This window comes from Roseateles flavus (assembly GCF_039872765.1).
GTDB classification, from domain to species: domain Bacteria; phylum Pseudomonadota; class Gammaproteobacteria; order Burkholderiales; family Burkholderiaceae_C; genus Roseateles_B; species Roseateles_B flavus.
Genome location: NZ_JBDPZC010000021.1, coordinates 21,096 through 35,336, shown reverse-complemented (window position 1 = coordinate 35,336; position 14,241 = coordinate 21,096). Strand labels below are relative to the sequence as shown.

Below are 14,241 nucleotides of genomic sequence, written 5' to 3'. Positions count from 1 at the left end.
GGGCGTGGGCCTGGCGCGGGGCTATCTGAACCGCGACGAGCTGACGCAGGAGAAGTTCGTGCCCAACCCCTTCCATGACGAAGGCGATCCGGGCAGCAGCGCACGCATGTACCGCACGGGCGATCTGGCGCGCTGGCGCGAGGACGGGGTGCTGGAGTACCTGGGCCGGCTGGACCACCAGGTGAAGATCCGGGGCTTCCGGATCGAGCTGGGTGAGATCGAGGCGGCACTGGCGGCCTGCGAAGGCGTGCGCGAGGCCGTGGTGCTGGCCCGCGAGGTGGGCGGTGACAAGAAGCTGGTGGCCTACCTCACCGGCGAGGCCAGCAAGACCGACGGGGCCACGCTGCGCGAGAGCCTGGGCCGGCGCCTGCCGGACTACATGGTGCCCTCGGCCTTCGTGGTGCTGGAGGCGCTGCCGCTGACGCCCAACGGCAAGCTGGACCGCAAGGCGCTGCCGGAGCCGGAGCTGGGCGGGCAGGCCCGCGAGTACGTGGCGCCGCGCAACGAGGTGGAGGCGCAGCTGTGCGAGATCTGGCAGGAGGTGCTGGGCGTGGAGCGGGTGGGGGTCATGGACGACTTCTTCCTGCTGGGCGGGCACTCGCTGCTGGCTGTCCGCATGGTCGCCGCCATCCACAAGCGTCTGGGCTTCGAGGTCTCCGCCCAGGTGCTCTTTGCCGGTCCGACCGTCGAAAGGCTGGCCGCACTGGCGCAAGCCCTGACCCTCAATGAAAACGCAGCCCAGGCCCTGGGACCTGATGAAGCCTACGAAGAAGGAGTTTTCTGATGCCAAGTTCCATCCTGCAGCAGGCTGCGCAGCAAGGGGTGCACCTGTTTCTCAAGGACGGAGCCCTGGGCTTCAAGGCCCGGCCAGGCGCGCTCACGGCCGAACTGCGGGCGGCCATCTCCGCGAACAAGGCTGCGCTCATCGAGCTGCTGTCCAGCCGCGTCGAGCGTGGCACCGCCGCCCGGATCGAGCGCCGGCCGCCGGGCCTGCGCGAGCTGCCCCTGTCCTACGCGCAGCAGCGGCTGTGGCTGCTCGATCAGATTGACGGCGCGGGCGCGCAGTACAACATGCCGGCGGCCCTGCGCCTCAAGGGACCGCTGGATGCGGTGGCCGTGGAGCGGGCGCTGACGCGCATCATCGAGCGCCACGAAAGCCTGCGCACCGTCTTCGTGGTGGGCGAGGGCGGGGCGCCGCAGCAGCGCATCCGCGCGGCCGAAGGCTTCCAGGTGCAGCGCGAGGACCTCTCGATGCTGCCGCCCTCCGACCGCGAGGCCGCGCTGCAGGCCTTGCTGGAGCGGGACCTGGCCCGGCCCTTCCAGCTCGATCGCGACTGGATGCTCCGCGCCCTGCTGGTGTGCCTGGGTCCGCAGGACCACGCCTTGCTGGTCAGCATGCACCACATCGCTTCGGACGGCTGGTCGCTGGGCGTGCTGGTCAACGAGTTCAGTGCGCTGTATGGCGCCTTCTCTCAGGGGATGGACGACCCGCTCCCGGCCCTGGAGCTGCAGTATGGCGACTACGCGCTCTGGCAGCGGCAGCACCTGGACGGCGCCGCGCTGCAGGCGCAGCTGGACTACTGGGCCGAGCAGCTTGCCGGGGCGCCGGCCACCCACGGCCTGGCCCTGGATGCGGCGCGCCCCCCGCAGCAGAGCTTCGAGGGTGCGCGCCTGAGCCAGACCCTGGAGGCACGGCTGGTCGAAAGGCTGCGCGGCCTCTGCCAAGCCGGCGGCGCCAGTCTCTTCATGGGGCTGCATGCGGCATTTGCGGCCTTGCTGGCGCGCCATTCCGGCGAGACCGACATCGTCATGGGTACCGCCCTGGCCAATCGCGAGCAGGCCGAGATCGCAGGCCTGATCGGCTTCTTCGTCAACTCGGTCTGCCTGCGGTCCGACCTGGGCGGCAGCCCGGGCCTGCGCGAGCTGGTCGAACGCAGCCGGCGCATGCTGCTGCAGGCCTATGCCCACCAGCAGGCGCCGTTCGAGCAGGTGGTGGAGCGCCTGCAGCCTGAGCGCAGCATGGCGCATGCGCCGCTGTTCCAGGTCATCCTGACCCTGCAGAACAATGCGCAGGGCGAGTTTGCCTCCCGGGACCTCTCGATCGAACCGATCGAGGGCGACACCACCTTTGCGAAGTACGACCTCACCCTGGACTGCGCCGAGCTGCCCGACGGCGGCCTGCACATCAGCTGGGACTACTGCACGGCCCTGTTCCGCGCCGGCACCATCGAGCGCCTGGCCCGGCATTTCGAGCGCCTGCTGCGGGCCATGCTGGACCAGCCGGACCACAGCTTCCGGCAGGTGGACATGCTGGACGAGGCCGAGCGCCATCAGCTGGTCCACGGCCTCAATGCCGGCGTCCGCCCCTGCCCGACGGATGCCCTGGCACACGAACTCGTCGCGCGGCAGGCGGCCGTCCGACCCGAGGCAGTGGCCCTGGTGCAGGGCACGGAGCGCCTGAGCTTCGGACGCCTGGACCGCCTCGCCAACCAGCTCGCACACGCGCTGCAGACGCACGGCGTGGGCCGTGACGCGCGGGTGGCGGTGTGCCTGCCCCGGGGCATGGCCTGGGCCGTGAGCCTGCTGGGCGTCATGAAGGCGGGCGGGGCCTACGTGCCCCTGGACCCGCGCCTGCCGCCGCAGCGCATTGCTTTCATGCTGGAGGACTCGGCCTGCTCGGTGGCCATCGTCCACAGCGACCACGCCGCGCTGGTGGAGCGTCCCGGCCTGCAGCGGATCTGCATCGACGGCATGGCGTCCCTGGATGCGCTGCTGGGCGCCTTCAGCGAGGAGGCTCCCGACACGCAGGTGCTGCCCGATGACCTGGCCTACTGCGTCTACACCTCCGGCTCCACGGGGCGGCCCAAGGGCACCGCGATTCCCCATCGAAGTCTGCTGGGCTTCATGCGCGGGGTCGACTACCTGCAGTTCGACGCGTCCTGCGTCTTCCTCCAGGCGGCCTCCATGTCCTGGGATGCGCTCACGCTGGAGCTGTGGCCGGCGCTGTGCCATGGCGGAACCGTGGTGGTCTACGAAGGCGACGACGTCACGCCGGAGGGCATTGCCCAGACCATCTCGAGCCAGGGGGTGAACACGCTGTTCCTGCCGGCCGCGCTGTTCAGCCTGATGGTCGACGAGCAGCTTCAGGCCTTTGCACCGCTGAAGCAGATGCTGTCCGGCGGTGACCGGGTGTCGGCACCGCACGCGCGCCGGCTCAAGGACGCCTATCCCCGGCTGCGCATCGTCAACGGCTACGGCCCCGTCGAGTGCACGGTGGTGGCAAGCTGCCATATCGTCGACGGCAGCGAAGGTGCGGAGCTGCCCATCGGCCGCCCCATCGGCGACCGGCGCATCTACCTCCTGGATGCCGAGGGTGGACTGGCACCGCTGGGCGCCCCCGGCGAGATCACCATCGCCGGCGGCAGCGTGGCCCGCGAGTACCTGAATCTGCCGGAGCTCAGTGCCAGCCGCTTCGTGCCGGACCCCTGGTTCCCCGGCGAGCGCATGTACCGCACCGGGGATCTGGCGCGCTGGCGCGCGGACGGCATCCTGGAGTACCTCGGCCGTGCCGACCACCAGGTCAAGATCCGGGGCTACCGCATCGAGCTGGGGGAGATCGAGGCCGCCCTGGCCAGCTGCGAGGGCGTGGGCGACGTGGCGGTGATCGCCCTGGGCACCGGCGCGCAGAAGCACCTGGTCGCCTACCTGACCGGCCAGTCCGACGCCGACACGCTGCGCGCCGTGCTGGGCCAGCGCCTGCCGGCCTACATGGTGCCCGCGGTCTTCATGAAGCTGGAGGCCCTGCCGCTGACGAGCAATGGCAAGCTGGACCGCAAGGCGCTTCCCGCGCCCGACTTCGCGGCCGCCGCCCGCAAGGACTACCAGGCCCCCCGCACTGAGCTGGAGCAGGCCCTGTGCCTGATCTGGCAGGAGGTGCTGGGTGTCGAGCGGGTGGGCGTCACCGACAACTTCTTCGAGCTGGGCGGCCATTCGCTGCGTGCCACGCAGGTGTTGTCGCGGGTCAGCCAGCGCCTGAACCTGAGCGCGCCGGTGCGGGCCCTGTTCGAGGCGCCGACCATCGAGGGCTTTGCCTTGCAGCTCAGCCAGACGCGCACGCCGCCGGTGCGGCGGCGCCAGGACCGCGCCGTGGCGCCGCTGTCCTTTGCCCAGCAGCGGCTGTGGCTGATCGACCGGATCGAGCAGTCCAGCGCGCACTACAACATCCCCAATGCCCTGAGGCTGCAAGGCCCGCTGGACGTGCCGGCCCTGCAGCGTGCCTTCGACACCATCCTGGCCCGCCACGAAGTCCTGCGCTCCACGCTGGTGCTCAACGAGCAGGGCGAGCCGGAACAGCGCGTGCAGCCGGCGCGCGGGCTGCCGCTGGCGATGCTGGACCTGAGCGGCCTGCCCGCCGCGTCGCGGGAGGCGGCGGTGGCGCAGGCCCTGCAGTCGCAGAGCCTGCTGCCCTTCGACCTGGGCCGCGACCTCATGCTGCGCCTGCACTTGATGCGCCTCGCCGACGAGGACCACGTGCTGCTGCTCGTGATGCACCACGTGGCGGCGGACGGCTGGTCCATGGAGGTGCTGGTGCAGGAATTCACGACCCTCTACGGCGCCTTCTCGAGGCAGGAACCCGACCCCCTGCCGCCGCTGGCGCTGCAGTACGGTGACTACGCGCAGTGGCAGCACGAGCATCTGCAGGGCGAGAACCTGGAGCGGCTCTTCCAGTACTGGGAACGGCAGCTCCATGACCTGCCTCTGGTGCACAGCCTGCCCCTGGACTTTCCGCGCCCCGCGCATCAGCGCTTCGAGGGCGCGTCGGTGAGCAGCCGCCTGCCGGCGCCCACGCTGGTCCGGCTGAAGGCCCTGTGCCAGCAGGCCGACGCCACGCTGTTCATGGGCCTGCATGCGGCCTTTGGCGTGCTGCTCGCGCGCTGGAGCAATGCGCGGGACATCGTGCTGGGCATGCCCATCGCCAACCGCGAGCAGCCCGAGATCGCCCCGCTGATCGGCTTCTTCGTCAACACGCTCGTGCTTCGCAGCGACTTCAGCGAAAGGCAGGACTTCCATGCGGCGCTGGCGCAGAGCCGCCGGACGCTGCTGGAGGCCTTCGCGCATCAGCAGGCGCCGTTCGAGCAGCTGGTGGAGCGCCTGCGGCCCGAACGCAGCATGGCCTATTCGCCGCTGTTCCAGGTCATGCTGACCCTGCAGGCCTTTGCAGAGGAGGGGGGTGAAGGGATGCCCGGCCTGACCATCAGCGAGGTGGGGGGCACGGGCAGCGCCTCCAAGCATGACCTGATGCTGACCGCACGCGAGTTCGAGGGCGAGCTGGTGCTGGACTGGGAATACGACGTGGCCCTGTTCCGCCCGGAGACCATCGAACGGCTGGCCGAGAGCTTCGAACGGCTGGCCGAGGGCCTGGTGTCACAGCCGCAGCGCAACGTGTTCCTGGGCCCCCTGCTGAGCCCCGAGGAGCAGGAGGGCTTGCTGGCCCTGGCACCAGCGGCCCGCGACGGCGACACGGCCCTGCGGGGCGTGCACCAGCTGTTCGAGGCCCGGTGCCGCCTCCAGCCGGAGCACCCGGCCGTCACCTTCGAAGGCCGGACCCTGAGCTACGCGGAGCTGGACGGGCGTGCCAACCGCCTGGCCCGGCACCTGCAGGCCCGCCATGGCGTCGGGCCGGATGTCGTGGTGGGCGTCTGCCTGGAGCGCTCGCTGGACATGGTCGTGGCCCTGCTGGCAGTGCTGAAGGCCGGAGGCGCCTATGCGCCGCTGGACCCGAGCTACCCGGCGCAGCGCATCCATCACGTCCTCGCCCATGCGCAGCTGAAGACCGTGCTCACGCAGCGGCGGCTTGTGGCGGACGGCCTGGTGCCGGCCGGCAGTGCGCTGTGCCTGGATGAGCCGGCACTGCAGGCGCTGCTGGACGCGGGCCCTTCGGTGCCCCCCGCCGATGAAGGCCTGAGCTCGGAGCATCTGGCCTACGTCATCTACACCTCAGGGTCGACCGGCCAGCCCAAGGGGGTGGCCATGCCCCATGCGCCGCTGCTGAACCTGCTGGCCTGGCACCAGAGCGACGCCTCCGGCCTGGCCGCCGCGGCGCGCACGCTGCAGTTCGCGGCCCTGGGCTTCGACGTGGCCTTCCAGGAGGTGTTCTCCACCCTGGCCACCGGTGGCCAGCTCTTCCTGGTGGACGAGGAGCTTCGCCGGGATCCCGTGCGGCTGCTGGCCTTCATCGAGGCCGTGCAGCTTCAGCGCCTGTTCCTGCCCGTGGTGGCGCTGCAGTCGCTGTGTGAAGCCGCACAGACGGAGGCGGCCGATCTCTCCAGCCTGCAGGACGTGGTGGTGGCCGGCGAGCAGCTGCGCATCACGCCGGCCGTCGTGCGCTTCGCGGAGCGTGCCCGGCTCCTGGGCCTGCACAACCACTACGGCCCGACCGAGACCCATGTGGTGACGGCGCTGCGCATGGGGCTGGAGCAGATCCGCACGCAGCCGCTGCCGCCGATCGGCCGGCCGATCGCCCAGGTCCGCATCCTGATCCTGGATGCGCAGGGCCAACTGGTGCCCCGGGGCACGGTGGGTGAGCTGTACGTGGCGGGCGCGGCGCTGGCGCGCGGCTATCACCGTGAAGCGCAGCTCACGCAACAGCGCTTCATCAGCTGCCAGGCGCTGGTGCCCGAGGGCGCCCCGCTGGGCCTCGATCAGGACACGCGGCTCTACAAGACGGGAGACCTGGCCCGCTGGCTGCCCGACGGCAACCTGGAGTTCCTGGGGCGCAGCGACCATCAGGTGAAGATCCGGGGCTTCCGGATCGAGCTGGGGGAGATCGAGGTGGCACTGTCCGCCTGCGACGGTGTGCGCGAGGCCGTGGTGGTGGCGCGCGAGCTGGCTTCGGAGCAGAAGCTGGTGGCCTACTTCACGGGAGAGGCCGGCGTGGTTGACGTGGCCGCGCTGCGCGAGCGCCTGAGCCGGCAGCTGCCCGAGTACATGGTGCCGGCGGCCTTCGTGCCGCTGGAGGCGCTGCCCCAGACGCCCAACGGCAAGCTGGACCGCAAGGCCCTGCCGGCGCCCGAGCTGGGCACACAGGGCCGCGAGTACGTGGCCCCGCGCACCGAGTTGGAGGCGCAGCTGTGCGAGATCTGGCAGGAGGTGCTGGGCGTGGCGCAGGTGGGCGTCACGGACCACTTCTTTGAGCTGGGTGGGCATTCCCTGCGGGCCACGCAGCTGCTGGCCAGGATCAGCCAGCGCCTGAAGCTGAGTGCGCCGGTGCGCGCCCTGTTCGAGGCGCCCACGGTCCAAGGCCTCGCGGCGCAGCTCAAGCCCCTGCAGGCACAGCCGCTGAGCCGCCGGATCGACCGCACGAGGGCCCCGCTGTCCTTTGCGCAGCAACGCCTGTGGCTGATCGACCGCATCGAGCAGTCCAGCGTGCACTACCACATGCCCAGCGCCCTGCGCTTGCAGGGGGCGCTGGACCTGGCGGCCCTGCGCCGTGCCTTCGACACCATCCTGGCCCGGCACGAGGTGCTGCGCACGGTGCTGGTGCTGGACGAGCACGGCGAGCCGCAGCAGCAGGTGCAGCCGGCAGTGCCGCTGCCGCTGGAGCTCATCGACCTCAGCGCGCTGACGGGCCCGACCCAGGCGCAGGCGGTGGAGCAGGCGCTGGCGACGCACAGCCTGCAGCCCTTCGACCTGGGCCGCGACCTCATGCTGCGGGCCTGCCTGCTGCGGCTGGGGGCGCAGGAGCACATCCTGCTGGTGGTCATGCACCACATTGCCTCGGATGGCTGGTCCATGAATGTGCTGGTCGACGAGTTCACCGCGCTGTATGGCGCCTTCTCTGCGCATCAGCCCGACCCGCTGCCGCCGCTGGCGCTCCAGTATGGGGACTACGCGCAGTGGCAGCGCAACACGCTGCAGGGCGGGAGCCTGGCGCAGCTGCTGGGGTACTGGGAACGGCAGCTGCACGACCTGCCGCTGGTGCACGGACTGCCGCTGGACTACCCGCGTCCCGCCGAGCAGCGCTTCGAAGGCGCGAGCTTGACCACGCGGCTGCCGACGGCGCTCGTGCAGTCGCTCAAGGCGCTGTGCCTGCAGGCGGACGCGTCCTTCTTCATGGGGCTGCATGCCGCATTCAGCGTGCTGCTGGCGCGCTGGAGCGCGGAGCGGGACATCGTCATGGGCACGCCCATCGCGAACCGTGAGCAGCCGGAGATCGCGCCGCTGATCGGCTTCTTCGTCAATACCCTGGTGCTGCGCTCGCGCCTGAGCCCGGACGCCAGCTTCCTTCAGCTGATCGAGCACAGCCGCCAGACCATTCTGGAGGCCTTCGCGCACCAGCAGGCGCCCTTCGACCACCTGGTGGAGCGCCTGAAGCCCGAGCGCAGCATGGCCTACACGCCCCTGTTCCAGGTCATGCTGGACCTGCAGGACGGTGAGGGGGAACCGGGCGACGCCGGTTCCGGCAACGCGCTCCAGGGCCTGGCGCTGGGGGCGGTGGAGGGCGGCGGCGTCACGGCCAAGTTCGACCTGACCCTCACCGCCCGCCACGCCCAGGGGGGGCTGCAGCTGGAATGGGTGTACAGCACGGCGCTGTTCCGGCCGGAGACCCTCCAGCGCATGGCGGACAGCTTCGTGCGCCTGCTGCAGGCGCTGACGAGCGAGCCGCAAGGCCGGGTGTTCCAGCATCCGATGCTGGAGGCCGCCGAGGCGCAGCGGCTGACACGGCAGTGGAACGCCACCACGCAGGCCTGTCCGCAGGGGCAAGGCCTGCACCAGCTGTTCGAGCAGCAGGTGAAGCGCACGCCGCAGGCCGTGGCGCTGGTGCATCAAGGGCAGTCCCTCAGCTATGCGGACCTCAATGCCGGGGCCAACCGGCTGGCGAGCCATCTGCGGGAGCGCTGCCATGTGGGCGACGAGACGCTGGTGGGCCTGTGCCTGCCGCGGGGCGTGCTGCAGCTCATGGCGGTGCTGGGCATCTGGAAGGCCGGGGGCGCCTACGTGCCGCTGGACGTCGACCAGCCGGTGCAGCGCCTGCAGGCCATTGCCGACGAAGCGGCCTTGGGCCTGGTGCTGGTGCCCGGTGACGATCCCGCACTGGCGGCCGCCTTCGAAGGGCGGGCGCTGTGCGTGGACGAGACCCTGCTGACCGGTGAACTCGCGCGCTATTCTGCGCACGACCTGCCGCAGCTGCCGGGCCGCGAACACGCGCTGGCCTATGTGATCTTCACCTCGGGCTCGACGGGCAAGCCCAAGGGGGTGATGGTCGAACATCGCAGCGTGGTGAACCTGTGGGAGGGCTTGCGCCGCACGGCCTACGCGCTGCAGGAGCCCGGGGCCACGGTGGCGCTCAATGCCTCGCTGGTCTTCGATGCCTCCGTGCAGGGGCTGGTGCAGCTCCTGAGCGGCCACCGCCTGGTCGTGGTGCCGAAGGAGGTGCGCCCGGACGCGCAGGCCCTGGTGCAATGGCTGCAGGCGCAGCGCGTCGAGGTGGTGGACTGCACGCCGTCCCAGCTGGAGATGTGGGTGCAGGCGGGCCTGCTGGAGCAGCAGGCGGTGCGACCGCGCCTGGTCATCGGGGGCGAGGCCATTGCGCCGGCGCTGTGGCAGCGGCTGCAGGCCAGCGGCTGGCAGGCCTTCAATGTGTACGGCCCGACGGAATGCACGGTGGACGCCAGCTGGGCGGCCATCCACGCGGGTCCGTCACTGCCGCACATCGGGCGGCCCCTGGGCCATGTGCAGGCCTATGTGCTGAACGAGGTCGGGCAGCTGGTGCCGCAAGGCTGCGCCGGCGAGCTGTGCATCGCGGGCGTGGGCCTGGCGCGGGGCTATCTGAACCGCGACGAGCTGACGCAGGAGAAGTTCGTGCCCAACCCCTTCCATGACGAAGGCGATCCGGGCAGCAGCGCACGCATGTACCGCACGGGCGATCTGGCGCGCTGGCGCGAGGACGGGGTGCTGGAGTACCTGGGCCGGCTGGACCACCAGGTGAAGATCCGGGGCTTCCGGATCGAGCTGGGTGAGATCGAGGCGGCACTGGCGGCCTGCGAAGGCGTGCGCGAGGCCGTGGTGCTGGCCCGCGAGGTGGGCGGTGACAAGAAGCTGGTGGCCTACTTCACCGGCGAGGCCAGCAAGACCGACGGGGCCACGCTGCGCGAGAAGCTGGCACGTCAGCTGCCAGACTACATGGTGCCTTCGGCCTTCATGGCTCTGGAGACCCTGCCGCAGACGCCCAACGGCAAGCTGGACCGCAAGGCGCTGCCGGAGCCCGAGCTGGGCGGGCAGGTCCGCGAGTACGTGGCGCCGCGCAACGAGGTGGAGGCGCAGCTGTGCGAGATCTGGCAGGAGGTGCTGGGCGTCGAGCGAGTGAGCGTCAAGGACGACTTCTTCGAGCTGGGCGGGCACTCGCTGACGGCGCTGCGCATGGTGGCCCAGCTGGACCGTCGCTTGGGCCGTGCCGTGCCGGTGCGCCTGCTGTTCCAGCGCCGCACCCTCGAGCAGCTGGCCCAGGCCCTGGCAGAGGGGCAGCCGGACCGGCAGGGACCCCTGTTGTGCTTCACGCCGGGCCAGCCGGCGCAGCATGCCCCGGTCTTCCTCGTGCACCCCGGCGAGGGGGAGGTCGACTACGTCCGGCGACTGGCCGCACACCTGCCGGCGGCACTGCCCGTCTATGGACTGGCCGCGATCGGCTTTCTGCCGGGCGAAGTGCCGCTGCGCCGGGTGCCCGACATGGCGCGCGCCTACCTGGAGGCCCTCCGCCATGTCCAGCCCAGGGGGCCCTATCGCCTCGCGGGCTGGTCCGCAGGCGGGACGATCGCCTGCGAGATGGCCGCGCAGCTGCAGCGCAGCGGTGAGACCGTCGAGTTCCTCGGCCTGATCGATACCGCCAGCAGCTACGCGGACCTGGCCGGGCTCCTGCCGCCCGAGACGGGGGACGCCGACCTTGACCTCGCCGCCATGCTTTGCGCCGACCTGCAGCGGCAGCCGCTGCCCGAGGCGCTGCTGGCCCGGCTGCAGGGCCTGGCGGCCCAGGGCGATGTGCCGGGCCTGCTGGCCCTGTGCCGCGACAGCCAGCTCATGCCGGCGGAGCTGCCGCTGGACGCGCTGCGTCGCCACGCCGAGGTGCGGGTGGGGATCCTGCGGGCCCTCGCGTCGTACGAGCGGCCTCGCCTGCAGGGGACAATCCACCTGTTCATGGCCGAGGAGGGCCGCGCCAGCCCCGCGCTGGGCTGGGAGGCGCAGCCGGACCTGGCCCTTGTCCTGGAAACCCTGGACGGTGACCACGACAGCATCGTCGCCGAGCCGCGCGTGGGCCTGCTGGCAGCGCGGATGGCGCGGTGGCTGATGGCTGGCGCCGCCATCCCAACGCAGAGGGAAATGTGATCATGGAGACCCGCATGAAGGACTGGATCGTCCGCCGCCCGCAGGCCCGCGCGGTGATGCGGCTGTTCTGCTTCCCCTACGCCGGGGGCGGCGCCAGCGTCTACTCGGCATGGCAGGAGGCCCTGGGGCCTTCGGTGGAAGTCTGCGCCATCCAGGCGCCCGGCCGGGAGAGCCGGATGGCGGAGCCGCCCATCCGCGAGATGTCGCGCTGGGTGGCGGAGCTGGCGCCCGCCCTGGTCGATCTGGCGCGCCTGCCTTTCGCCTTCTTCGGGCACAGCCTGGGGGCGGTCGCCGCCTTCGAGATGAGCCGCTACTTGATGCACAGAGGGCTGCCCTTGCCGAAGCTGCTCTTCGTCTCCGGCGCGGCCTCGCCCGCGACTCGTGAGGGCAAGGGCCAGACCCATCTGCTGCCAGACGCGCAGTTCATGGAGCAGCTGGCGGAGATGGACGGCACGCCGGCCGAGGTGCTGGCCAATCGCGAGCTGATGGCCTTTTTGCTGCCCATGATCCGCGCCGACTTTGAGCTGAGCGGCTGCTACGCCTATCGACCCTCCTTGCGCCTGCCCGTTCCCATCGTGGCCTGCGCGGGAACGCATGACAGCCATGCCGAACCCGAAAGCATGCAGCGCTGGGCCCGGGAGACGGCGGGCGACTTCCGCCTGCAGGCCTTCGAGGGCGGGCACTTCTTCCTGCATGCGCAGGGACCGGCGCTGCGCCAGTTCGTGGCGGACGAGCTCAAGCGCCACATGCTCTGACGGCGCAGGGGGGCGGGCGCCCTAGACCTTGCGGCGCAGCGCCTTGAGGTCCGAGCGCTGGCCCTTGGCCTCCAGGCGGCGCCGCTGCGAGGCGCGGGTGGGCTGGGTGGCGCGGCGCACGGCGGGCACATGGCTCGCGGCATCGACCAGCGCCTGCAGCCGCGCCAGGGCCTCGGTCTTGTTGCGCTCCTGGCTGCGCTCCGTCTGGGCCTTGATGACGATGACGCCGTCCTGGTTCAGGCGCCGGTCCGCCATGGCGAGCAGGCGGTCCTTCAGCCAGTCCGGCAGGGCCGAGGCCGCCACGTCGAAGCGCAGCTGCACGGCGCTGGAGACCTTGTTGACGTTCTGACCGCCCGGCCCCTGGGCGCGCAGGGCCACGAACTCGACATCATCGGGACTGAGGCGCGCAGGCATGGGAGCTCAGGGGAAGCGGGGAGGGAGGCGCGGCCCCCAGGGGAACCGCAGCCCTCATTGTGCCGCCGTCACGCGGCACCCGGCCTCACAGCGCACGGCCATCGAAGTGATGGATGGGCAGGGCGTCCAGGTCCAGACCCTCGACGCAGCGCACATTGACCGCTGCCACCTGCTGGCCCTTGGGGTCCTGGCCCTCGCCATAGGCGTGGATGCCGCAGCGAGGGCAGAAGCGGTGCTGGATGACGTGCTTGTTGAAGGTGTAGCGGGCTGCTGCGTCCTCGGGCGTCAGCAGCTGCAGCTGCTCGCGGGGCAGGAACCACAGCAGGGAACCGCGGCGCTGGCACATGCTGCAGTTGCAGGCCAGGGCTTCCTTGAACTCGCCTTCGAACTCGAAGGCCACCTGGCCGCAGTGGCAGCTGGCTTTGTACTTCATGGGGGCTCCTTTCTTGCGTGGCTGCGGCTCAGGGGCTGTCGGGCGGCAGCTTGCTGATCTGCACGCTGACGATCTTCCACACGCCCTGGCGTTTGACGTAGATGTCGATGTAGCGGTAGTGGGTCTTGAAGACCTTTCCGTCGTAGCGGCCCGTCATGCGGGTGCGGCCACTGAGCAGGGCCACGTCGCCGTAGAGGCGGATGTCGAAGTCCTCGACCTTGTAGGGGTCGAGCTGGAGCTTGGGGTCCAGCAGGCCTTCGAGGAAGCTGGCGCGGTCTTCCACATGGCCCTCGCCGTCGATCTGGCGGAAGTCCTCGGCCATGTTGGCGGCGATGTCCTCGCGACGGCGGGCCACGATGGCCTGATCCCAGCGATCGGCCTGGGCCTGCAGCAGGGCCCGGGTCTCGGCTTCGGAGGGCGTAGTGGCGGCCTGGGCCTGGCTGGCGGCGGAGGCGGCCTGCGGGGCGGCAGGCGGCGTCGGGGCCTGGGGGCTGCAGGCAGCCAGCAGCAGGGCGGCCAGCAGGGGTGTCGATGGGAGCGCGGAGGCGGTACGCGTCAGGCGCATGGCGGGTCCTCGTAGTGGAGGGCGCAGCATAACGCCAGGCTGGCGTGCCAGCGCAGGGTCGGAGCGAGGCTCGCTATGATCCGGGCCATCAAGCGCACCGTCCCGAGGAAAGTCCCATGTCGTCCATCCAGATCCATCTTGGCCACGCCCCCTTCACGCTGGGCGCCAGCCGCGAGCAGCTGCGCGCCGCGGCCGGCACGCCGGACTCGCTGGAGACCCTGGCGGCCGAGGACGGGCTGGAGGCCATGGAGCACTGGTACTACGCCGAGCAGGGCGTGAGCGCCTCCTTCTTCGAGGCCGACGGCTGGCGCCTGGGCGAGCTGGAGTTCTCCGACGGGCGCTGGACCCTGGGCGAGGAAGCCGTGATCGGCTGCCCGGTGGACCGTCTGCCCGGCCTGGTCAAGGGCCTGAAGCTGGGCCGCCTCAAGGGTGCGCAGGCCGTGGAGGGCGGCGGCCGCTGCCATGAATGCCCGGATGCGGGCGTGGCTTTCTGGGAGGCGGGCGGCGTGGTGGCCAGCTTCAGCATCTTCCCGGCCTACGAGGAGGACGGCGAGACGGTTCGGTGGCCGTGACTGGGGCCCCTCGCCCGGTCTTGCCGCGCTGAACGCGGGCAAGTCCGGGCGGTCCCCCGAGGGGACGGTGTGGTTGGCGGCCGCGCGCCCCAAACAACACCAACGGGGCCGGCTTGGGGCGGC

At 71.0% G+C, this 14,241-nt stretch carries 7 protein-coding genes; 4 read left to right on the top strand and 3 right to left on the bottom strand.

What is annotated here, in order from left to right; genetic code table 11:
• From ABDJ40_RS24125 to ABDJ40_RS24115, 3 genes are all read left to right on the top strand, one after another.
• The coding region (locus ABDJ40_RS24125; RefSeq protein WP_347613599.1) for a phosphopantetheine-binding protein at positions 1-784 on the top strand (784 nt) is incomplete at its 5' end.
• The gene (locus tag ABDJ40_RS24120) at positions 784-11,379 is read left to right on the top strand and encodes an amino acid adenylation domain-containing protein (RefSeq protein WP_347613598.1); all 10,596 of its coding nucleotides are present in this window, start codon (positions 784-786) and stop codon (positions 11,377-11,379) included. The genes ABDJ40_RS24125 and ABDJ40_RS24120, both read left to right, overlap by 1 nt.
• 14 nt (positions 11,380-11,393) lie before the next feature.
• Positions 11,394-12,134: a thioesterase II family protein gene (locus tag ABDJ40_RS24115; protein ID WP_347613596.1), complete on the top strand. Its 741-nt coding sequence runs from the start codon at positions 11,394-11,396 to the stop codon at positions 12,132-12,134.
• Between the two features lie 21 nt (positions 12,135-12,155).
• Here the strand turns inward: ABDJ40_RS24115 and arfB are convergent, their stop codons facing one another.
• The 3 genes from arfB to ABDJ40_RS24100 form a co-directional block, all read right to left on the bottom strand.
• Positions 12,156-12,548 (bottom strand): alternative ribosome rescue aminoacyl-tRNA hydrolase ArfB, encoded by a 393-nt coding sequence (gene arfB / locus ABDJ40_RS24110; protein WP_347613595.1) that lies wholly within the window; start codon positions 12,546-12,548, stop codon positions 12,156-12,158.
• Between the two features lie 85 nt (positions 12,549-12,633).
• Complete coding sequence (locus ABDJ40_RS24105; protein WP_347613593.1) at positions 12,634-12,981, bottom strand: GFA family protein; 348 nt, start codon at positions 12,979-12,981, stop codon at positions 12,634-12,636.
• A 28-nt stretch (positions 12,982-13,009) separates the two neighbouring features.
• On the bottom strand, positions 13,010-13,546 hold the full coding sequence (locus ABDJ40_RS24100) for a nuclear transport factor 2 family protein (RefSeq protein WP_347613592.1): 537 nt from the start codon (positions 13,544-13,546) through the stop codon (positions 13,010-13,012).
• 116 nt (positions 13,547-13,662) lie between these two features.
• Between ABDJ40_RS24100 and ABDJ40_RS24095 the strand changes: the two genes are divergently transcribed.
• On the top strand, positions 13,663-14,118 hold the full coding sequence (locus ABDJ40_RS24095; protein ID WP_347613591.1) for a hypothetical protein: 456 nt from the start codon (positions 13,663-13,665) through the stop codon (positions 14,116-14,118).
• Positions 14,119-14,241: the final 123 nt, after the last annotated feature.